Raw genomic sequence first — 22,227 nt, 5'->3', positions numbered from 1 at the left:
TGCGGGGCAAGGTCAGATAGACGACCGACCGGTATGAGGGACATGAATACCCATTTCGACAAACAACCAACCGATCTGGGCGAGCGGCGCCAGGTATCGGTGCTGTTTGCCGATATGGTGGGTTACACCGCTACGGTCGCAAAGCTGGGCGAAGAACAAAGCGTGGCTTTCGTGCGCATCGTCTATGACATGCTCACCCGTGTCGTTGTCGAACATGGTGGGACCGTCCGCGACTTTGCGGGTGACAGCATCATGGCGCTTTTCGGGATCCCCGATGCGTTGGAGGATCCGGCTTTGCGGGCTTGCCGTGCGGCGGTTGCGATCCACGCCGCCTTTGCCGATGCCGCCGCTGATCTTGAGGCGCAGTTTGGTGTGCATCCTGTTATGCGCGTGGGGATCAGTTCCGGCGATGTGGTCATGGCCGCCGTGCGAAGCGCGGATGGCCCCGCAACGGCGGTGGGCAGCACGGTGAACCTTGCGTCGCGTATCGAACAGATGGCCTCCCCAGCTGGAACTATGATCTGTGATACGACCCAAGCCTTGGTCAGCTGGGTTACCGATCTGACCTACTTTGGTGAAGAGCAGATCAAAGGTTTTGCAGATCCGCAAAAGATCTGGGTGCTGGACGCCGTGCATGCAAGGGCGACGCGGTTTGACGCCTCCATCGCGCAGGGGCTCAGCAACTATGTCGGGCGACAAGATGAGTTGAACGCGATGGCCCATGCGCTCACTCAGGTGCACGATACAAAGCAGGTGATCGACCTGGTGGCAGAGCCGGGCCTGGGCAAAACCCGCCTTGTTTTTGAGTTCCTGCGCCGGATTGGCACCGAAGAGGCGGTCGTGCTGCGCGGCCATTGCTTTGCAGACGGGCAGAACACGCCCTTCCTGCCGCTTCTTGAAATCATCCGCAGCGGATTTCTGATTCGCGAAACAGACGAGCCCGAACGCATCGCGGAAAAGCTCGAAGCGGGATTGAAGGCGTGGGACTGTTACGGTGAGGAAAACCACGCGCTGTTGCTGAACCTTTTGGGCCTGAAGCCGCCAGCTGGTGTGCTGGAGGGTTTGGACGGTGTCCTGATCGGGCTCCGGACCCGGGAGTTGCTGCCGGAATTGCTGCGTGCACGTTGCGTGCGCGAAAAGGTTGTTCTGCTGATTGAGGATTGCCATTGGATCGACACCGCATCCGAGGCGTTGTTGCGTGATCTTGTTGATGCGCCCGATCTGCGGAACTTCCTGATCATCCAGACCCGCCGCCCGGAATATACTCCGCCCTGGCTAGATGCTGCAGTGGTCAAAACGCTGGCCTTGCAGCCTTTGGGTGCTGACGACATTGCCCACCTCGCCCAGTACCGTCTAGGCGTTGAAACACTCCCTGACGCCTTGGCCCGGCAATTGAGTGAGCGTGCTGGCGGCAACCCGCTTTTCGGCGAAGAGATCCTGAGCTTTCTTCTGGAGCAGGGCGCGCTGCGGATTGATGGCGGCGCGGCGCATTTTGACGTGAGCGAAGCTGGCAGCCACTTGCCATTGACAATGCGCAGCCTTTTGACTGCGCGGGTTGCGCAATTGCAGCCAAAGGACCAGGAGTTGCTGCAAGCTGCCTCTGTTATTGGGCGCAGGTTCAGCTCAGGTGTATTGTCCGGTCTGGTTGATGGGCCTGACGATATCGACGTCGCGCTAGACCGTTTACAGGCGCAGGATGTGCTGTATCGCGAGGCGCATTCGCCCGACTACATCTTCAAACACGCCCTGTTGCGCGATTGCGTGTATCAAAGCCTTGTGGCGACGCGCCGTAGCCAATTGCATCTGGCGGTTGCCGATGCGCTGGCGGCCCGCAGCGCGAACCGCCTGCAAGAGGCGGCAGAGACGCTCGCCTTTCACTACGCGCAGACATCGCGCAATGATGAGGCGTTTCGTTATAGCGCGATGGCCGCGGAAAAGAGCCTCGGCGTCTATTCACTGGATGAGGCGAACGGCTATTTCACTGCTGCACTCGCGCTTTATCAAAGCGATCCGACCTGTGCGACGGACGCGGAGTTTGCGTCCTTCCTGAGCTATTTCGCTTTGTGCGCCAATATTTCCTTGCGCGTGCATCAGATGATCGCTCTTGCGGGCGACGTTCGCCCGATCCTTGCCCGGATCGGGGATAATCCTGATCACGCGCTGTTTCTGCATCACTACATTGCCTGCCTTGTGTGCAACGGAAAGTACTACAAGGCCCACCAGATCCAGCAGGAACTGACCGGCATGGCCAAGCGGCTTGGCGATCCGACATCGCTGGCCTACGCGATGGTTAGTGAACTATCGGTGTCGATTTATTTTGCTCCCATGGATAACGCGGATTTTGCCGCGAAAACGCAGGAGATCGAGGCAAACCTCAAACGCATCGATGACGCCTATATCCAGAACTTCTTTCTTGCCACTTTGGGGTGGAACGAACTGACCCGCGGACGCGTCGCGCGCGCGCATGCCGCGGCTGAGCGCATGATTGTTGCAGGCACCGCCAATAATGATCCTCGCTCGCTCGGCTACGGCACCGCGATGAAGGCACTGACCGCAATGGTGACCGACAATCACGCGCTGGCGCTTGAGATGGCGGAAGAGGCTCGTAATGCCTCAAAGGTTGAGTTTGAACTGGCCATTGCCGAAGCGGCGCGTGTCGCTGCGTTGGTGCCGCTGCAAAAACCTGAAGCGCCAGAATTGGTTCAGGCACATATCGCGGCTTGCGAGGCGAAAGGCTGGACTCTTTTCACCATGGGGCCTGCGACGATGTTGGGTGTCGCTTTCGCTCTGAAAGGAGAGATCACCGCCGGGCTGCAACAGATCGAGGCGGCGATTTCAAAGCGCAGTGAAGAAGGCACGCAAGTGGCCGCCGATTGGGCGCGGCTGTTTTTGTGCGAGCTTTATCTTGCGATCCTGACCGGCGAAGGGGACGGGTCACTTTCGGTTCTCTTTCGGAACCTGCGCGCGATCATTCAGGTCAGGCTGTTTGGCGAAAAGCGGTTGATCCGCATGATTGAACAAATCCGCCAAAACCCGCAATTTGACGACACGGGTCACTATATCGCACGTTGCGACATGATTTTGGGGCTGCTTTATAAGGCGAAGAAAAAGCCCGATCTGGCGCGCGATCATCTCACCAAAGCGCAGGTGATCGTTGAGACATCGGGCGCATCGCCAATGCTGACGCGGATCAACGATGCGTTGGCGGAACTTGCCTGAAGCGCCTTAACCCCACAATTCAGCCAGATAGGTGAGCGCGGCGATGCTGGGCAGGAAGGTATAGGCGCCACCACGGGTCTGAATAAGGCGCGGTATGCCAAGCAGCCGGATGCTGTCTCCATCGGGCAATGTCATGTCAAACCAGCTTGTCTCTGGCGTATTCGCGCCCAAAAGCGGGTCATTTGCACCGGTGATATTGGGGTCCTGCAGGCCAAGGTTGATCCAGTCACACATCACCGCCTCAAACTGCGCGCCCAGATTGGCGCCGATGAAGCTGCCCAAGAGGCCGCGTTCCTGATCATCGGGATTGGCCGGGTCGAAATCGGGGCCATAGGACATGCCGCGCCGCACCAGCCTGCGGCTGTAATTAGCGATGCGCTGCACGATAGGGCCGCCGCGCGGATTGCCGCGCCGCAGATGTGCGCCAGCAGGGCAGCGCGAGCGGTGCGTGTAGTCAAAATTGGTCAGCGAGACCTCTTCTTCGGGAAACTGCGCGTCGGGTGACAATTCGTAAGGCACGCCATTGCGCCAGCGTCCGCAGAACTGGGCCGCAACAACCTCACGCAATGCCCCGTGAATATCGAGGCCCGGCCCAATCCGATCAAGATTGGCGGGATCGGCCAGAAGGTGGCGTTTGGGGTGATCCATGAGCAGGGTTGCTGCTTCATCAAGGTATTTCTCGAAACCCATCACATCTTGGGCGAGCACGCGAAAGGCGTTGAAGGTGCCGTTAAAGCCCAGGTCCTGCGGGCTGGGCACGCGGTAAGTCACGCCTTCTTGCCGGGTTGGATAGCCCAAAAGGATCGTGCCCAGCGGGTCCATCGGTTCATCTACGCCCACCTGATCGGGGTCGATCACATGTTTGAACCGGGGTTGCGAAATGCCATCAACATAGCCAAAGAAAACGCGGCCTTCGGGCAGGTTGCGCCCGTTGCGCACGCCGAGCACGTTGAAGGCCTTGCCGACCTGGGCGGCGACCTGATCCAGATGCGCCGTGTCGTCCGCGTGAATGGAGGCGATGATATGCACGCGACCCGGTTGATCGAACGGCGCGGGCCAATGCGCAGGCGCGCTGTCGCCAAAGTCGCCGACCTTCATGGCGCGTTTGGTCATGCCTTCAATGAATTCGGTCGGGAAGGTCGCGAGGTGCTTTGAAGGCGTGCCAAGCGCGCGCAGCCCTTCATACGTCACACCAATGTTGAAGCAATAACTTGGCCTGACGGTCCACGTGACGTCGCGCGTTATCTCCGGCACGTCATCGCGGCCACCGGCTACGGCAGCGCCCAGAAACTGCCGTGCTGCCGCACGGTCAGTAACTTCAAGGATCAGATGGCGCACGAAGTCGCGGCGATAACCGCGCAGGATGTTGCCCTGAATATCGGCGAGATTGAACGTATCCTTCACCAGCCCTGTCCAAATTTCTGGCGCACTTGCGCGGCTGAGACGCCGGGATAGGCGCGATAACCGCCACCGAGCGAAATGTTGGGATTGGCGTGCAATTGCAGAATGAATTCACGCGGCAATGTCTCCAGCGCATGCGGCGGCTGGTTTGGCGGCAGACCTTTGGCGACATCCTGCAGCCCGAACATGTCCGTGGCAAAATCGGGTGCCTGGAACAGATCGTGCTCCTGCACCCAGTCGATGAACGCTTCGACATTGTGCTCGGTCGGGATCAGATGTTCTGCATCGTCGACGAGTGAAATCACCTCGTTAAACACGCTGCCAATGGTTGTGATGAAGTCGCGGATGTAATTGCTGAAATCGCCGTCATAAACCGAGATCATGCAGATGTTTTTGTCGATCAGCAGGAATCGTGCGAAGTGAACGGTGCCGACATTGTCGAGCCCCGCAAAAATCTCGTCCACATTCTGCGCGATGGCCATGGCGGCCTTGGCGCGGCCTGCGGGCGACGGGTCCTTGAGCGGCATGATCAGGTTCATCATGCGCTGCACGTTTTCGCTGGGCTGGGGTGAGGGACGGGGGCCACCGGGCAGTTTCGGCTTTGGGTCGCGCCAAATCCAGTAGGGCACCACGATGTAGCGCGACAGAAACTGGAACCAGCCGCGATCCGGCAGGGAATTGACATATGTGTTGAACCAATTGTCCTGCATACGCCTACCCTTTGGAGAAAGGGCAGGGCGTGGCGCCCCGCCATTCGCTTGAGACTTCGTAGGCCTTGATGCGGATCTGCAGGACCGGATCGTCTGACAGCGCAATGCCATCGGTCAAAAGCCCGGGATTGAAGCTGAGCTTTTCGCATTGCGCGACCTGATCCTCGGGCACCGTATTCAGCGTGAGCGTGCCCATCATGATGCGCTTGCGATGCGGCGGCCAGGGGCGGGCGGAGTCGTTGAAATCGTCGCCAACCTCACCAATCATCATCATGAGCGAGAACCGCGCCGGTTCTTCGGACAGCCTGTCTTTGAGTTCCTGACGCAGGTAATCATCCACCGGCGTGGCCGCAGGGTTGGTCTTCAGCACACCCGCAATAGGCTGCCAATAAAACCGCACCCAGCGTTTGGTGCCATCCTCGCCGGTCACTACAAAGGTGTGCACAGCATGATACGCCTCGCGCACGTAACTAACCGGTGCTCCGATCTGCGCGGCCTGCATCACGCCCAATTGGGCAAAGGCGTTCTGGTCGGCAAATTCAATCGCCCCGTCATCTGGGCTGATCGTCTCGCCCGGATAGGGGTCGCGCTTGGGCAGGATCAGTTGCAAGAGCCCCGCGATCTTTTGCCATGGCGTTTGCCCGTGATAGGGCTTTGGCGCGGCCATCTCGGCAAACTCCAGAAAGCCTTCGGGTGTGGGCGCAAAGAACTCTGGCAGAGTCATCGCAATCAGGTCGGTATCGGTGCCATCGGAGAGATGAAAGCGCACGGCAAGGCCGCGCACATCGGACCACCCGTCATGGACGTTTGCCGCACCCGATCCGTTGGAAAACCGGACGATCACCTCTGATCTGTCGTTGCAGAAATGATCGGCGTTGCAGAAGTTCCGGGCGATCAGAGATGGTTCGAAAAAGCCGGTCGCGCTGATGCCAATGGAGTGAACGGGACGCAGGTTCGTGTTCCCGTCAGGGCGCTGAAGAACGCTAACCAGTTTTTCGGCAAGGTCTTGATCGCTCATAAAATCTGTTCAAACCCAATCAACTGTGAATGCCGACAGAGCCACCTTAGATAGATCGTGGTTAATGACAAGCCCGCATGGGTTTACCATGCCTCTAACAATGCCAATGCATGTCGCCATGCTTTGCTTTTCTTCCCGGTCTCAATTGCATGATCCATCAGCATGTAAGCTTCGGGCGTATGCGTCGATAGCCCAACCATCTTTGGCAGCGGAGGGTTCAGCCGCACCAGCCGATCCTGCAGCATCAGCCGCGCCATCCAGTATTGGTTTTCAGCAGAGGTGGTCAGCATCAGTTCGATCAACGCGCCTTTCGGTGCGTGTGAGGTCACCCCGAACCATTTCAAAAGGCCCCAATCATCGGGGTTCTTGATCATGTGTTCGGAGATATCGGTGGGTTGTTTGCCCGTACCAATCGACAGCGCCTCGATCTGGTCAAGGTCATGGGCATGGCCAGCTGCCATGGCAACATTGATCCCATTCAGGACAGGGTTGTTTGCAAACATCCCCCCGTCCACGAAGTACCCGTAATCCATTCCACCCGCGACGATCTGGTGCGGTGGAAAATAGGATGGGGCTGCAGCACTCGCCAGCGCGACATCCAGCAGGCGCACATCAGTTGTGTCGAGCCATCCAACCGCGCTGAGATCCTGATTGGTCAGTGTGAAGGGGGCCCAACCCACCTTGTCGTCGCGGTGCAGGCACACCGTATTGACCGCCAAAACCAGATCTGGAGAGATGGATGCAAGCGTCCGGTCACCGACAAGCCCGCGCCCCATCTCGGTCAGTCCGGATGGATCATACTGCGCAGACAGGATACCGGGACCACCGGCAAGGTTCAGTTTTGCCAAGAGGTGGTCGATCGATTTGTCCAGAAACCCCTCTTCGTTTTCGCGAAAAAAGACGGCAGCATCACATCGATAGTGATGGGTCAGTTCATCCATCAGACGGCCCATATCCTGTCCACGGGTCCGCCCATCGGCCAGCGCAACAGCAATCAGCCCGCCGGTCGACGTGCCTGCAAAGCCGTCCGCTTTATCCAGGCATCCGGTTTCGTGATGCAGGGCCTGCAGCATGCGACAGGTCAGGTAGCCCCGAATGCCGCCACCATCACAAGAGATCAGTTTGAACGGCATGGCATAGTCCTGTCCTTTGGGCACCGCTTTCTTGGTGCTATCTTCCGTCACCCTGCATCATGGCGTATCAATTGCCGTGCGCAAGATTTACCGTCGAGCCATCCACGCGCCTTTGGGGCACTCAAGGGTGGGCTCTGAAGCGCTGTTCTGTCCATTCATAAAAAGCTATTGATTTTCCCCATCGCCCTTGAACTTTGACCGAATCTCTCTTAGTTGGTGCCACTCAGACCCGCTCAACAATCGGAAAATCGACAAACAGGTTCTTTTGAAACTTATCTTTCAAAGCGCTTAGGCATGCGTTTTGACAGGTAAGTTGATCGTTTCGGGAGAGGTGTTTGGGTTGCACCTCGGGCATTGAGACGGTCCTGCCTTCATCGGGCGTGCGTTCTGGTGGCCCGGCCAGAGCGCGCGTTTACGACATTATTGGAGACCCGGCTGTTATGGCATCTACGTTCCTTGGTCAGAAACGTCTACGCAAATATTACGGTAAAATCCGCGAAGTCCTTGAAATGCCGAACCTCATTGAGGTTCAGAAATCCTCTTACGATCTGTTCCTGCGCTCTGGCGACAGTGACACGCCGCTTGACGGTGAAGGCATCAAAGGTGTCTTTCAGTCGGTGTTCCCGATCAAGGATTTCAACGAAACAGCTGTGCTTGAATTCGTTAAGTATGAGCTGGAAAAGCCAAAATACGATGTTGAGGAATGTCAGCAGCGCGACATGACCTATAGCGCGCCGCTGAAGGTGACTCTGCGCCTGATCGTGTTTGATGTTGACGAAGATACCGGCGCGAAATCCGTCAAGGATATCAAGGAACAGGACGTGTTCATGGGCGATATGCCCCTGATGACGCCGAACGGTACGTTTGTTGTGAACGGCACCGAGCGTGTGATCGTCAGCCAGATGCACCGTTCGCCCGGCGTGTTCTTTGACCATGACAAGGGCAAGACGCATTCGTCGGGCAAACTGCTCTTTGCCTGCCGGATCATTCCTTACCGTGGCTCCTGGCTCGATTTCGAATTCGACGCCAAGGACCTTGTCTATTGCCGGATCGACCGCCGCCGCAAGCTGCCTGTGACCACACTGCTTTACGCGCTGGGCATGGATCAGGAAGGCATCATGAATGCCTACTACAACACGGTTGACTATCATCTCGATAGCAAGGGCAAGGCCTGGACGACGAAGTTCTTCCCAGAGCGCGTGCGCGGTACCCGCCCGGCTTTCGACCTTGTCGATGCCAAAACTGGCGAAGTCATCGCCAAGGCCGGTGAAAAGGTCACGCCACGTTCGGTCAAGAAGCTGATCGATGCCGGTGAGGTGACCGATCTGTTGGTGCCTTACGAAAACATCATCGGCAAGTTTGTCGCACAGGACATCATCAACGAAGAAAACGGCGCGATTTATGTCGAAGCCGGTGATGAGCTGACCATTGAGACGGACAAAGATGGTGAAGTGATCGGCGGGACGCTGAAAGACCTGCTGGATGCGGGCATCACGACGATCCCCGTGCTCGACATCGATAACGTCACGGTCGGTGCCTACATGCGCAACACGATGGCGCAGGACAAGAACATGAACCGCGAAACCGCGCTCATGGACATTTACCGCGTCATGCGCCCGGGTGAGCCTCCCACCGTTGATTCAGCCTCTGCGCTGTTCGACACGCTGTTCTTTGATGCGGAGCGCTATGATCTGTCCGCTGTGGGCCGTGTGAAGATGAACATGCGGCTTGACCTCGACGCCGAAGACACGATGCGCACCTTGCGTAAGGAAGACATCGTCGCATGTATCAAGGCGCTGGTCGAATTGCGCGATGGTAACGGCGATGTGGACGACATCGACCACCTCGGCAACCGTCGTGTGCGCTCCGTCGGTGAGTTGATGGAGAACCAGTACCGCGTGGGTCTTCTGCGGATGGAGCGTGCGATCAAGGAACGCATGTCATCTGTCGAGATCGACACTGTGATGCCGCAGGACCTGATCAATGCGAAACCGGCTGCAGCCGCTGTGCGCGAATTCTTCGGTTCCAGCCAGTTGTCGCAGTTCATGGACCAGACGAACCCGCTGTCGGAAGTGACGCATAAGCGGCGTCTGTCTGCACTTGGGCCCGGCGGTCTGACGCGTGAACGTGCGGGCTTTGAGGTGCGCGACGTGCACCCGACCCACTATGGCCGGATGTGCCCGATTGAAACGCCGGAAGGGCCGAACATTGGTCTGATCAACTCGCTTGCCACCTTCGCGCGGGTTAACAAATACGGCTTTATCGAAACACCATACCGCAAAGTCGAGAACGGCAAGGTGACCGACGAGGTCAGCTATATGTCCGCGACCGAGGAAATGCGGCATACTGTGGCGCAGGCCAACGCGAACATGAACGCGCAAGGCGAGTTCAATAACGAACTGGTCTCAACCCGCAAGAACGGTGACTACACGCTTAGCCCACGCGAAAACGTGGACCTGATCGACGTCTCACCCAAGCAGCTGGTGTCGGTTGCCGCTTCGCTAATCCCATTCCTTGAGAATGACGACGCGAACCGCGCACTGATGGGCTCGAACATGCAACGACAGGCGGTGCCGCTGTTGCAGGCCGAGGCACCTCTGGTTGGTACGGGCATCGAGGAAGTGGTTGCCCGCGATTCAGGTGCGGCGATCATGGCAAAACGGGCCGGGATCATCGACCAGGTGGATGCGCAGCGGATCGTGATCCGGGCGACCGAAGATCTGGAACTGGGCGATGCGGGTGTGGACATCTACCGCATGCGCAAATTCCAGCGCTCGAACCAGAATACCTGCATCAACCAGCGTCCGCTGATCAAGGTGGGCGATCTGGTGCAGAAGGGTCAGGTGATTGCCGATGGTCCGTCGACGGATATCGGTGAACTGGCGCTGGGCAAGAACGTGGTCGTCGCGTTCATGCCGTGGAACGGCTACAACTACGAGGACTCGATCCTGATTTCCGAGCGGATCGTGCGCGATGACGTCTTCACCTCGATCCATATCGAGGAATTCGAAGTTGCCGCCCGTGACACGAAGCTGGGGCCAGAGGAAATCACCCGCGATATTCCGAACGTGGGCGAAGAGGCGCTGCGCAACCTCGATGAGGCGGGCATCGTCTATATCGGGGCCGAAGTTGGTCCTGCAGATATCCTCGTTGGTAAGATCACGCCAAAGGGTGAAAGCCCGATGACGCCGGAAGAGAAACTTCTGCGCGCTATCTTTGGTGAGAAAGCATCTGACGTGCGCGACACGTCGCTGCGCCTACCACCCGGTGATTTCGGGACGGTCGTTGAGGTGCGTGTCTTCAACCGCCACGGAGTGGAAAAAGACGAACGTGCGCTGCAGATTGAGCGTGAAGAGGTGGAACGCCTTGCTCGTGACCGCGATGACGAGCTCGCGATCCTGGATCGCAACATCTACGCGCGTCTGTGGGACATCATCAACGGCAAGAAGGCCGCGAAGGGTCCGAAGGGCTTCAAATCCGGTTCCATCGTGTCCGAGGAGAGCGTTGCAGAGCTTAGCCGCGGTCAGTGGTGGCAGCTCGCCATGGAAGACGAGGATGATGCCAAAATCGTCGAGGCGTTGAACGAGCAGTACGAGATCCAGAAGCGCGCGATGGATGCACGGTTCGAGGATAAGGTCGAAAAGGTCCGTCGCGGCGATGATCTGCCTCCTGGCGTGATGAAGATGGTCAAGGTCTTCGTGGCGGTGAAGCGCAAGCTGCAGCCCGGCGACAAGATGGCCGGTCGTCACGGGAACAAGGGTGTGATTTCCAAGGTTGTACCGATGGAAGACATGCCGTTCCTTGCCGATGGTACGCCGGTTGATTTCTGTCTGAACCCGCTGGGCGTGCCGTCGCGGATGAACGTTGGGCAGATCCTTGAGACGCATATGGGCTGGGCCGCGCGCGGTCTGGGTCTGCAGATCGATGAGGCGCTGGATGAATACCGCCGCTCCGGTGATCTGACACCTGTGCGTGATGCGATGAAGATCGTCTATGGCGACAACGTCTATGACGAAGGCATCGCTGGCATGGATGAGGATCAGTTGATCGAAGCCGCTGGCAACGTGACCCATGGAGTGCCGATTGCGACGCCTGTCTTTGACGGTGCGAAAGAGGCTGACGTGAACGACGCGCTGGTGCGTGCAGGATTCTCAACCTCTGGTCAGTCGGTGCTTTACGATGGCCGCACGGGTGAGCAGTTCAGCCGCCCTGTGACGGTTGGCGTGAAGTACCTGCTGAAGCTGCATCACCTCGTTGATGACAAGATTCACGCGCGTTCGACCGGGCCTTACAGCCTTGTCACACAGCAGCCATTGGGCGGTAAGGCCCAGTTCGGTGGCCAGCGTTTCGGGGAAATGGAGGTCTGGGCACTGGAAGCCTACGGCGCCGCCTACACCCTGCAGGAAATGCTGACGGTGAAGTCGGACGACGTGGCGGGCCGGACGAAAGTATACGAGTCCATCGTGAAGGGCGAAGACAATTTCGAAGCCGGCGTGCCGGAATCGTTCAACGTGCTCGTGAAAGAAGTCCGGGGCCTCGGCCTCAACATGGAACTCCTGGATGCGGAGGACGAGGAATAGGGCAGCAAAACTCTTTGAAGAGTTTTGGCAATTTCCTTCGAAGGAAATTGTCGCCCGACCCCACCCGACGCACCCCAATTCAAGGAATTGAAGATGAACCAGGAACTGACAAACAACCCGTTTAACCCGCTCACCCCGGCAAAAACGTTTGACGAAATCAAGGTCTCGCTGGCCTCGCCCGAACGAATCCTGTCGTGGTCCTTTGGCGAGATCAAGAAGCCCGAAACCATCAACTATCGCACGTTCAAGCCAGAGCGTGACGGTCTGTTCTGCGCGCGTATCTTTGGTCCGATCAAGGATTACGAATGCCTTTGCGGCAAATATAAGCGCATGAAATATCGCGGCGTTGTCTGCGAGAAATGCGGTGTGGAAGTCACCCTGCAAAAGGTCCGCCGTGAGCGGATGGGCCATATCGAACTGGCCGCGCCGGTCGCTCATATCTGGTTCCTCAAATCGCTGCCCAGCCGCATCGGCCTTATGCTGGACATGACGCTACGCGATCTGGAGCGGATCCTCTATTTCGAAAACTACGTTGTGATCGAGCCGGGCCTGACCGACCTCACCTATGGTCAGTTGATGACCGAGGAAGAGTATAACGACGCCCAGGACCTTTACGGTATGGACGCGTTCCAGGCCAATATCGGGGCCGAAGCGATCCGCGAGATGCTGTCCCAGATCGATCTGGAATCCGAGGCAGAGCAACTGCGCGCTGATCTGAAAGAGGCAACAGGGGAGCTGAAGCCCAAGAAGATCATCAAGCGCCTGAAGATCGTTGAGAACTTCATCGAATCCGGCAACCGTCCGGAATGGATGGTGCTGACGGTGATCCCCGTGATCCCGCCAGAACTGCGCCCGCTGGTGCCGCTGGATGGGGGTCGTTTTGCGACGTCGGATCTGAATGACCTCTATCGTCGTGTGATTAACCGGAACAACCGTCTGAAGCGCCTGATTGAGCTGCGCGCGCCTGACATCATCGTCCGCAACGAAAAGCGGATGCTGCAGGAATCTGTGGATGCCCTCTTTGACAACGGCCGCCGCGGCCGCGTGATCACCGGCGCGAACAAGCGTCCGCTGAAATCGCTCAGCGATATGCTGAAGGGCAAGCAGGGTCGCTTCCGTCAGAACCTTCTGGGGAAACGCGTCGACTTCTCGGGTCGTTCGGTCATCGTGACCGGTCCGGAACTGAAGCTGCATCAATGCGGGTTGCCGAAGAAGATGGCGCTCGAACTCTTCAAGCCGTTCATCTATTCGCGGCTTGAGGCGAAAGGGCTTTCCTCGACTGTGAAGCAGGCGAAGAAGCTGGTGGAAAAAGAGCGCCCCGAAGTCTGGGACATCCTTGATGAGGTGATCCGCGAACACCCGGTGATGCTGAACCGTGCGCCGACGCTGCACCGGCTTGGCATCCAGGCGTTTGAACCCGTGCTGATCGAAGGCAAGGCCATTCAGTTGCACCCGCTCGTCTGTTCGGCGTTCAATGCTGACTTCGATGGTGACCAGATGGCGGTGCACGTGCCCTTGAGCCTTGAGGCGCAGTTGGAAGCACGCGTCTTGATGATGTCGACAAACAACGTGCTGTCGCCATCGAACGGTGCGCCGATCATCGTGCCATCGCAGGATATGATCCTGGGCCTTTACTACACCACCATCATGCGTGAAGGCATGAAGGGTGAGGGCCTCGCCTTTGCGGATATCGAGGAAGTGGAACACGCGCTGACCGCAGGTGAGGTGCATCTGCACGCCAAGATCACTGCGCGCATTCCGCAGATTGACGAAGAAGGCAATGAGGTCATGACGCGGTTTGAAACCACGCCGGGCCGTCTGCGCCTCGGCGCGCTCTTGCCGCTGAATGCCAAAGCGCCATTCGCGCTTGTCAACCGCCTCTTGCGCAAGAAAGAGGTGCAGCAGGTCATCGACACAGTCTACCGTTATTGCGGCCAGAAAGAGTCGGTCATCTTCTGCGACCAGATCATGACCATGGGCTTCCAGGAGGCGTTCAAGGCCGGGATCTCATTCGGTAAGGACGACATGGTCGTGCCCGATACCAAATGGGATCTGGTGGCTGAGACGCGCGATCAGGTGAAGGACTTTGAACAGCAATATATGGACGGTCTGATCACCCAGGGTGAGAAGTACAACAAGGTGGTCGATGCCTGGTCAAAAGCCAATGACAAAGTCACCGACGCGATGATGGACACAATCGGGACCACGCCAACACTGGCGGATGGATCACAGGGTGAGCCGAACTCGGTTTACATGATGGCCCATTCCGGTGCCCGTGGTTCGGTCACGCAGATGAAGCAGCTGGGCGGGATGCGCGGCCTGATGGCCAAGCCAAACGGCGAGATCATCGAAACGCCCATCATCTCGAACTTCAAGGAAGGTCTGACCGTTCTTGAATACTTCAACTCGACACACGGCGCGCGGAAAGGTCTGTCGGATACGGCCCTCAAGACTGCGAACTCCGGTTACCTGACGCGCCGTCTGGTGGACGTCGCCCAGGACTGCATCGTGCGTGAGCTTGATTGCGGAACCGAAGCTGCGATCACTGCTGAAGCTGCGGTGAATGATGGTGAAGTTGTCGCCTCACTGGCTGAGCGTGTGCTGGGCCGTGTGGCCGCAGAAGATGTGCTGAAGCCCGGAACCGACGAGGTGATCGTTGAGAAGGGTGAACTGATCGACGAACGCAAGGCGGACATGATCGATGCATCCGGCCTGGCCAAGATGCGCATCCGCTCGCCGCTGACCTGTGAGTCAGAGGATGGCGTCTGTGCCATGTGCTATGGCCGTGATCTTGCACGTGGTACACGGGTGAATATCGGTGAGGCTGTCGGCATCATCGCCGCCCAGTCCATCGGTGAACCCGGTACACAGCTGACGATGCGGACGTTCCACATCGGCGGTGTTGCGCAAGGTGGTCAGCAGTCGTTCCTTGAAGCGTCACAGCCTGGCAAGATCAGCTTTAGCAATGCGAACCTTTTGGAGAACGCATCGGGCGAGATGATCGTGATGGGCCGGAACATGACCATCGCTATCGAAGGCTCTGACGGTAACGAACTGGCAAACCACAAGGTCGGCTATGGTTCCAAAGTCTTTGTCAAAGATGGTCAGGACATCCTGCGCGGCGACAAGCTCTTTGAATGGGATCCATTCACCTTGCCGATCATTGCCGAGAAATCCGGGACGGCCAAATATGTTGACCTGGTCAACGGTATTGCCGTGCGCGAGGAAACCGACGATGCAACGGGTATGACCCAGCGCATCGTGGCCGACTGGCGCGCAGCACCCAAAGGAAACGAGCTTGCCCCGAAAATCATCGTGGTCGGTGCAGATGGCGAACCTGCGGTCAAGGATGACGGCAACCCGGTTGCCTATCCGATGTCGGTTGACGCGGTCCTGTCGATTGATGACGGGCAAGAGATCAAGGCCGGTGACGTTGTCGCGCGTATCCCGCGTGAGGGTGCGAAGACCAAGGACATCACCGGTGGTCTGCCACGTGTGGCCGAACTCTTTGAAGCGCGTCGTCCAAAAGATCACGCGATCATCGCCGAAATCGATGGTTACGTGCGCTTTGGCAAGGACTATAAAAACAAGCGCCGCATCGCGATTGAGTCTTCGGAGGATCCGGAGATGAAGGTCGAATACATGGTGCCCAAGGGCAAGCACATCCCGGTTGCGGAAGGTGATTTTGTCCAGAAGGGTGACTACATCATGGATGGCAACCCGGCCCCGCATGACATTCTTGCGGTTCTGGGGGTCGAGGCCCTTGCTGACTACATGATCGACGAAGTGCAGGACGTCTACCGTCTGCAAGGTGTGAAGATCAACGACAAGCATATTGAGGTCATCGTCCGTCAGATGCTCCAGAAATGGGAGATCCAAGACAGCGGTGACACGGTGCTGCTGAAGGGTGAGAATGTGGATAAGGCCGAGTTTGACGAGGCCAATGCCAAGGCACTCGCCCGCGGTGATCGTCCAGCCCAAGGTGAGCCGATCCTGTTGGGGATTACCAAGGCGTCGCTGCAAACACGGTCGTTCATCTCGGCTGCGTCCTTCCAGGAGACAACCCGCGTGCTGACCGAGGCTTCGGTGCAGGGCAAGAAGGACAAGCTAATCGGTCTGAAAGAGAACGTGATCGTCGGTCGCCTGATCCCGGCTGGTACGGGTGGTGCTACCCAGCGTGTCACGCGTATCGCCGCCGAGCGCGACAATGTCGTCATCGAAGCGCGTCGGGAAGAGGCTGAGGAGGCCGCACGGCTGGCGGCGCCGATGGAGATGGCCAACGAGGTCTCCGGCGACGATGTCTTTGCCGACGATCTTGTGGTCGACACGCCAGAGGGTGCGGCAGAGTAGTCTCTTGCTGAAAGAGTTCTGGAAGGGCCTCACGTTGGTGGGGCCCTTTTTTGTTGCGGTTGCGCCGTTTGCGTCAGAGTTCAGCTGGCGAGCGCATGGCGGTATTCCGCGAGTTATTGGAGCCAATTAAAAAACAGATTTTCGCACGATCATGTCGTGGTATTCCGGTTTGGATTGATTGCGACACTGTTCTTAAACCTTCATGAAACCGCGGCACGGCTTTTTACTTCATTTGTTACCCGACTGATGCCCATTCTTTCTGACAACATGCGCGGTGCGTTCTTGATGATGGGCGCGATGGGCGCCTACACCGTCAATGATGCATTTATGAAGATCGTGGCGGCAGATTTGCCTCTGTTTCAGGCCATCATGTTGCGTGGGATCGGGGCTGTGATTTGCCTGGTCCTGTTGTGCCGCCTCATGGGGCAATTTCGCTTTGATCTTCCGCGTCGGGATTGGTGGTGGATTGCATTGCGCAGTGCCTGCGAGATGGCGGGAACCTATTTCTTTATCACCGCCCTCTTGCATATGCCGATCGCGAATATCAGTGCCATCATGCAGGTCTTGCCCCTATCGGTCGCGCTGGCCGCGGCCTTTTTCCTGCGCGAGCCGCTGGGGTGGCGGCGGTTGACGGCCATTTTTGTGGGATTTGTCGGCGTTCTTTTGATTATTCAGCCGGGTGGGGCAGCCTTCAACAGCTTCAGTATCTATGCCCTGATCACCGTCGCTTGCATCACATTGCGGGACCTGACGGTGCGGCGCATGTCGCCGGATGTGCCGCCGCTTTTGGTCGCGCTCGCCGCAGCGGTTTGGGTTGCTATTCTTGGCGTCTTTGGCGCGGTGGCAACGACTTGGGAACCCATGACGGTCACTGCAGGTCTGCAATTGGCCGGTGCGACGCTCTTCCTAATCGTCGGCTACATCTTTTCGGTCATGGCAATGCAGCGGGGTGAGATCAGTTTCATCGCACCCTTCCGCTATACCAGCCTGCTTGTTGCGCTTGTCCTGGGCGTCGTGATCTTTGGTGAGTGGCCCGATACGCTGACGCTTATTGGCGCAGGGATCGTTGTGGCGACGGGGCTATTCACCCTTTATCGCGAGGCGCAGTTGCGAACACATGCCCATTAGCGCTGAGTGCCGAAGAAGACCCCGTCGACGTTCAGGTCAAAGTCACCACGCGCGGTGCCGTTCACATCACCATAGACCGCGTCGCCATTGATCACGTCGTCGCGCACCTCACCATCAAGGTCGAGGCTCATGAAAGAGTCGACCTCAAACCCGTCTACGTCCACGCCGGTGACTTCACCGCGCGCCTCAGCATTTAGGTTGCCGTTGCTCTCAAATCCGTTGATGTCGAGCGTGCCTTCAAGCAACTGATCAGGACTTCCATCGGGGTTGATCAGGTTGATGTTCGTCACACTGCCGTCAACGTCATTGGTACTGAAACCGACGACCATCGTCATGTCCGCAAGGATGCTGCCATTGGCATCACCGCTGACATCTGCACCGATCTGACCGTCATAGGTGACGGTGCCCGTGGGCAACTCGGCAAGGCTTGTTTCAGGCAAAAGCGAGATCCGGGCCGCCTCCTCCATGGCGCGGTCAACGTCACTTTCGCTGACAGTGGGAGACGTCGGCGACGCGGCACATCCGGCGGCGGTTGCGAGGGCCATCAATGAAAGGGTGATTTGTCTGATCATGGGCGAATCCCGCCTTTTTGCTTGTTTTGCATCTGCCGACAGACATCAGGTACGGGCGGGCGCTATACAATAAAGGCGGTTTGTTATGAGATAACGGCCGCTGATATGGCACGGAAATCAAGCAGAAACGCGCCGTCGGCCGGCCCCTGTTGACAGCCAATTCGACTCCCCCTATACGCCGCTCATCCGGGTTGGGGCCTGCCCCATTATCCCGTTATCAGACCCCGTAGTGGCCAAGAACCGAGCACCTATCGCTTTGTTCCTCTGGAAACTCACCGCACCGAACCTCCGGTAAGGGTTCGACTGCGGAATTTTTGTGCTTTCAACGGCACATCTTTTGAAACCCCGCGTTTGCCGGACGCACATGTGAATAGATGGGAACATCACACGATGCCAACGATTCAGCAGCTGATCCGCAAGCCGCGCCAGCCGAAAGTCAACAAATCCAAGTCCATGCACTTGGAATCCTGCCCCCAGAAGCGTGGCGTTTGCACACGCGTCTACACCACCACACCAAAGAAGCCGAACTCGGCCATGCGGAAGGTTGCCAAGGTGCGCCTGACCAATGGTTTTGAGGTCATTTCCTACATCCCCGGTGAAAGCCACAACCTGCAGGAACACTCGGTTGTTCTGATCCGTGGCGGCCGTGTAAAAGACCTTCCCGGTGTGCGTTACCACATTCTGCGCGGTGTGCTTGATACCCAAGGTGTCAAAGACCGTAAGCAACGCCGTTCGAAATACGGCGCGAAGCGTCCTAAGTAAGGGAAATCATAGATGTCACGTCGTCACGCCGCTGAAAAACGCGAAGTTCTGCCAGACGCAAAGTTTGGCGATATCGTTCTGACAAAGTTCATGAACAACCTGATGATCGATGGGAAAAAATCGGTCGCTGAACGCATCGTCTACAACGCCTTTGACCGCGTTGAAGACAAGCTTAAAAAAGCCCCTGTTGAGGTCTTCCACGAAGCACTCGACAACATCAAACCAGCCGTCGAAGTCCGCTCGCGCCGTGTGGGTGGTGCTACCTACCAGGTGCCTGTTGAGGTCCGCCCTGAGCGCCGCGAGGCGCTGGCCATTCGCTGGTTGATCAAGGCTGCCAAGACCCGCAACGAAAACACCATGGAAGAACGTCTTGCCGGTGAATTGATGGACGCGGTCAATGGCCGTGGTTCCGCCGTCAAGAAACGCGAAGACACCCATAAAATGGCCGACGCGAACAAAGCGTTCAGCCACTACCGCTGGTAATAGGGAAACATCCAGATGGCACGCGAGTATCCTCTCGAACTCTACCGCAACTTTGGGATTATGGCGCATATTGACGCCGGTAAGACCACATGTTCCGAGCGCATCCTGTACTACACAGGCAAGTCGCACAACATTGGTGAGGTGCATGACGGCGCCGCGACCATGGACTGGATGGAGCAGGAACAAGAGCGTGGCATCACGATCACGTCCGCTGCGACGACCACCTTCTGGGAGCGGACCGAGGACGGCCAGACAGCCGACACGCCCAAGCACCGGATGAACATCATCGACACGCCCGGCCACGTGGACTTCACGATTGAGGTTGAGCGTTCGCTGGCTGTGCTTGATGGTGCGATCTGCGTGCTGGACGCCAATGCCGGTGTTGAGCCGCAGACCGAAACCGTGTGGCGTCAGGCTGACCGCTACAAGGTGCCGCGCATGGTCTTCGTCAACAAGATGGATAAGATCGGTGCTGACTTCTTTAACTGCGTGCGCATGATCGAAGATCGCACCGGTGCAAAGGCCGTGCCCGTTGCGCTGCCGATCGGTGCAGAGACAGAGCTTGAAGGTCTGATCGACCTCGTCACCATGGAAGAGTGGCTGTGGCAGGGCGAAGATCTGGGCGCGTCCTGGATCAAGGCCCCCATCCGCGACAGCCTGAAAGACCAGGCTGACGAATGGCGCAACAAGATGATCGAAGCGGCCGTCGAAATGGACGACGACGCGATGATGGAATACCTCGAAGGCAACGAGCCTGACGTGCCGACCTTGCGTAGCCTGCTGCGCAAGGGCACGCTGTCGCTTTCCTTCGTGCCGGTTCTGGGTGGCTCTGCCTTCAAGAACAAAGGTGTTCAGCCGCTCCTCAACGCCGTGATCGATTACCTGCCAAGCCCGCTCGACGTCGTCGACTACATGGGCTTCAAGCCGGGTGATGAGGACGAAGTCCGCAACATCGCCCGCCGTGCAGATGATGACATGGCTTTCTCTGGCCTCGCTTTCAAAATCATGAACGACCCATTCGTGGGCTCGCTGACCTTTACACGCATCTATTCCGGCGTGCTGAGCAAGGGCGACACGATGCTCAACTCCACCAAGGGGAAGAAAGAGCGTGTGGGCCGCATGATGATGATGCACTCCAACAACCGCGAAGAGATTGATGAAGCCTTTGCTGGCGACATCATCGCGCTCGGTGGTCTGAAGGACACAACAACGGGTGACACGCTGTGTTCGCAAAGCGATCCCGTCGTGCTGGAAACGATGACCTTCCCAGAGCCTGTGATCGAGATCGCTGTTGAGCCCAAGACCAAGGGCGATCAGGAAAAGATGGGCATCGCGCTGCAGCGTCTGGCTGCTGAAGATCCTTCATTCCGCGTCGAAACTGATCTGGAATCCGGTCAGACCATCATGAAGGGCATGGGCGAATTGCACCTCGACATCCTCGTCGACCGCATGAAGCGTGAGTTCAAGGTTGAAGCGAATATCGGTGCACCTCAGGTGGCTTATCGCGAAACCATCGGTCACGCGGTGGAGCATACCTATACCCACAAGAAGCAGTCCGGTGGGTCTGGTCAGTTTGGTGAGGTGAAGCTGAACATCATCCCGACCGAGCCAGGCGAAGGCTATTCGTTTGAATCGCTCATAGTCGGTGGTGCTGTGCCCAAGGAATACATTCCTGGCGTCGAAAAAGGCATCCAGTCCGTCATGGATAGCGGCCCGCTGGCCGGCTTCCCCGTAATCGACTTCAAGGTGCAACTGCTCGACGGGAAGTTCCACGATGTGGACTCCAGCGTGCTGGCGTTCGAAATCGCGGCCCGGATGTGTATGCGCGAAGGGATGCGCAAGGCGGGTGCGAAGCTGCTTGAGCCGATCATGAAGGTCGAGGTGATCACGCCGGAAGAATATACCGGTGGCATCATCGGTGACCTGACATCGCGTCGGGGTCAGGTATCCGGTCAGGACACACGCGGTAATGCCATTGCCATCGACGCAATGGTGCCGCTTGCCAACATGTTCGGCTACATCAACACGCTGCGCTCCATGTCTTCGGGCCGCGCGCAGTTCACGATGCAGTTCGACCATTACGAACCGGTGCCGAACAACATCTCAGAAGAGATCCAGGCCAAATACGCATGACGAAGATCAAGGCCCTTATCGCAATTGCGGCAGCTTTCTTGCTGTCCGCATGCGCGGAGGAACCGCTCATCGACCCGCAAGTATCCAGTGCGATGTTCGTGCAGGATGTGGTCGTTGACACGAACGGGTTTGCTGGTGTGACGGGGCGCGCGATTAATGTGCCAGCTACACAGGTGCGCGCGGACATCACGCGCGCGCTGTCTTCGCGCCTGCGCGGTCGGGGCAATCCCGGCGGCACGCCCGTTGTTGTGACTGTGAATGTTGACAGGGTCAGCCTCGTCTCACCCGGCCAGTCATTGCTGGTCGGCGGGATCAGCACTGCGACCGGTACGGTCTCAATTGTTGAGCTTGCGTCGCAGACATCGCTGCTTGCGCCGACACAGGTTGTCGGAACGGGTGACGGCTACGCGCCGGGCGGTGTCATTGGTGCCGCGTCCCGTGGGTCGCCGCAATCTGACTACACGCAGACGATCACACGTTTTGCTGAGACTGTTGCGACAGAGCTTTTCGGCCCTGCGGCAGCATCCGGCAGTTCGGCATCGCCAGCCGTCGCAAGCCCGACGCTCAGCACAGCGCCCGGAGCAAACAACGCCAACAGCTTGCGTGAATCGGCCTGGCAATTGTAACAAGCGCGCCAAAGGCGCGATCAATCGAAGTCCCTCTAAAGGAAGAGAAAAATGGCTAAGGAAAAGTTTGAACGGAATAAGCCGCATGTGAACATTGGCACGATTGGCCATG

At 57.8% G+C, this 22,227-nt stretch carries 13 protein-coding genes; 8 read left to right on the top strand and 5 right to left on the bottom strand.

The window, feature by feature from the left end; translation table 11 throughout:
* Positions 1–42: 42 nt before the first annotated feature.
* Positions 43–3,219 (top strand): ATP-binding protein, encoded by a 3,177-nt coding sequence (locus SLH49_RS21490; protein WP_320271199.1) that lies wholly within the window; start codon positions 43–45, stop codon positions 3,217–3,219.
* A gap of 6 nt (positions 3,220–3,225) precedes the next feature.
* Here SLH49_RS21490 and SLH49_RS21485 read toward each other — a convergent pair whose 3' ends face one another.
* The 4 genes from SLH49_RS21485 to SLH49_RS21470 all read right to left on the bottom strand — a co-directional run bounded on the left by SLH49_RS21485 (position 3,226) and on the right by SLH49_RS21470 (position 7,532).
* Complete coding sequence (locus tag SLH49_RS21485; protein WP_320271198.1) at positions 3,226–4,623, bottom strand: hypothetical protein; 1,398 nt, start codon at positions 4,621–4,623, stop codon at positions 3,226–3,228.
* Positions 4,620–5,330 (bottom strand): hypothetical protein, encoded by a 711-nt coding sequence (locus tag SLH49_RS21480; protein ID WP_320271197.1) that lies wholly within the window; start codon positions 5,328–5,330, stop codon positions 4,620–4,622. Before SLH49_RS21480 ends, SLH49_RS21485 begins: the two co-directional genes overlap by 4 nt.
* A gap of 4 nt (positions 5,331–5,334) precedes the next feature.
* The gene (locus tag SLH49_RS21475; RefSeq protein WP_320271196.1) at positions 5,335–6,348 is read right to left on the bottom strand and encodes a catalase; all 1,014 of its coding nucleotides are present in this window, start codon (positions 6,346–6,348) and stop codon (positions 5,335–5,337) included.
* Between the two features lie 83 nt (positions 6,349–6,431).
* The gene (locus SLH49_RS21470; RefSeq protein ID WP_320271195.1) at positions 6,432–7,532 is read right to left on the bottom strand and encodes a patatin-like phospholipase family protein; all 1,101 of its coding nucleotides are present in this window, start codon (positions 7,530–7,532) and stop codon (positions 6,432–6,434) included.
* A 389-nt stretch (positions 7,533–7,921) separates the two neighbouring features.
* Here SLH49_RS21470 and rpoB point away from each other — a divergent pair, with 389 nt between their 5' ends.
* The 3 genes from rpoB to SLH49_RS21455 all read left to right on the top strand — a co-directional run bounded on the left by rpoB (position 7,922) and on the right by SLH49_RS21455 (position 17,539).
* Entirely contained in the window at positions 7,922–12,061 is a 4,140-nt protein-coding gene (gene rpoB, locus SLH49_RS21465; RefSeq protein WP_320271194.1) for a DNA-directed RNA polymerase subunit beta, read from the top strand.
* Between the two features lie 93 nt (positions 12,062–12,154).
* On the top strand, positions 12,155–16,411 hold the full coding sequence (rpoC, locus tag SLH49_RS21460) for a DNA-directed RNA polymerase subunit beta' (RefSeq protein ID WP_320241191.1): 4,257 nt from the start codon (positions 12,155–12,157) through the stop codon (positions 16,409–16,411).
* Positions 16,412–16,657: 246 nt separating this feature from the next.
* Positions 16,658–17,539 carry a DMT family transporter gene (locus tag SLH49_RS21455; RefSeq protein WP_320271193.1) on the top strand — a complete coding sequence of 294 codons (882 nt, stop codon included), beginning with the start codon at positions 16,658–16,660 and terminating at the stop codon, positions 17,537–17,539.
* Here the strand turns inward: SLH49_RS21455 and SLH49_RS21450 are convergent.
* Positions 17,536–18,111: a hypothetical protein gene (locus SLH49_RS21450; protein ID WP_320271192.1), complete on the bottom strand. Its 576-nt coding sequence runs from the start codon at positions 18,109–18,111 to the stop codon at positions 17,536–17,538. The two genes, SLH49_RS21455 and SLH49_RS21450, sit on opposite strands and share 4 nt — an antisense overlap.
* 390 nt (positions 18,112–18,501) lie before the next feature.
* On the opposite strand from SLH49_RS21450, the gene rpsL reads away from it, so the two are divergent.
* Genes rpsL through SLH49_RS21430 form a run of 4 tightly spaced genes read left to right on the top strand, consistent with a single transcriptional unit; the run spans position 18,502 to position 22,115 of the window.
* Positions 18,502–18,873, top strand: a complete 372-nt coding sequence (gene rpsL, locus SLH49_RS21445; protein ID WP_045998418.1) for a 30S ribosomal protein S12 — start codon at positions 18,502–18,504, stop codon at positions 18,871–18,873.
* 12 nt (positions 18,874–18,885) lie between these two features.
* On the top strand, positions 18,886–19,356 hold the full coding sequence (gene rpsG / locus SLH49_RS21440; protein WP_320241198.1) for a 30S ribosomal protein S7: 471 nt from the start codon (positions 18,886–18,888) through the stop codon (positions 19,354–19,356).
* A gap of 15 nt (positions 19,357–19,371) precedes the next feature.
* Entirely contained in the window at positions 19,372–21,489 is a 2,118-nt protein-coding gene (gene fusA, locus SLH49_RS21435; protein WP_320271191.1) for an elongation factor G, read from the top strand.
* Positions 21,486–22,115 carry a hypothetical protein gene (locus SLH49_RS21430; RefSeq protein WP_320271190.1) on the top strand — a complete coding sequence of 210 codons (630 nt, stop codon included), beginning with the start codon at positions 21,486–21,488 and terminating at the stop codon, positions 22,113–22,115. The genes fusA and SLH49_RS21430 overlap by 4 nt, the downstream gene beginning before the upstream one ends.
* The last annotated feature ends 112 nt before the right edge of the window (positions 22,116–22,227 follow it).

It is taken from the genome of Cognatiyoonia sp. IB215446 (assembly GCF_033963825.1).
Classification (GTDB): Bacteria; Pseudomonadota; Alphaproteobacteria; order Rhodobacterales; family Rhodobacteraceae; genus Yoonia.
This window is presented reverse-complemented; position numbering and strand designations above follow the sequence as displayed.

Bases quoted from the DNA above. Each gene is read 5' to 3' on its own strand.
- fusA (WP_320271191.1), top strand. From the start codon at position 19,372: ATGGCACGCGAGTATCCTCTCGAACTCTACCGCAACTTTGGGATTATG.
- SLH49_RS21480 (WP_320271197.1), bottom strand. From the start codon at position 5,330: ATGCAGGACAATTGGTTCAACACATATGTCAATTCCCTGCCGGATCGC.
- rpsG (WP_320241198.1), top strand. From the start codon at position 18,886: ATGTCACGTCGTCACGCCGCTGAAAAACGCGAAGTTCTGCCAGACGCA.
- SLH49_RS21430 (WP_320271190.1), top strand. From the start codon at position 21,486: ATGACGAAGATCAAGGCCCTTATCGCAATTGCGGCAGCTTTCTTGCTG.
- SLH49_RS21450 (WP_320271192.1), bottom strand. From the start codon at position 18,111: ATGATCAGACAAATCACCCTTTCATTGATGGCCCTCGCAACCGCCGCC.
- rpoC (WP_320241191.1), top strand. From the start codon at position 12,155: ATGAACCAGGAACTGACAAACAACCCGTTTAACCCGCTCACCCCGGCA.
- rpoB (WP_320271194.1), top strand. From the start codon at position 7,922: ATGGCATCTACGTTCCTTGGTCAGAAACGTCTACGCAAATATTACGGT.
- SLH49_RS21475 (WP_320271196.1), bottom strand. From the start codon at position 6,348: ATGAGCGATCAAGACCTTGCCGAAAAACTGGTTAGCGTTCTTCAGCGC.
- rpsL (WP_045998418.1), top strand. From the start codon at position 18,502: ATGCCAACGATTCAGCAGCTGATCCGCAAGCCGCGCCAGCCGAAAGTC.
- SLH49_RS21490 (WP_320271199.1), top strand. From the start codon at position 43: ATGAATACCCATTTCGACAAACAACCAACCGATCTGGGCGAGCGGCGC.
- SLH49_RS21455 (WP_320271193.1), top strand. From the start codon at position 16,658: ATGCCCATTCTTTCTGACAACATGCGCGGTGCGTTCTTGATGATGGGC.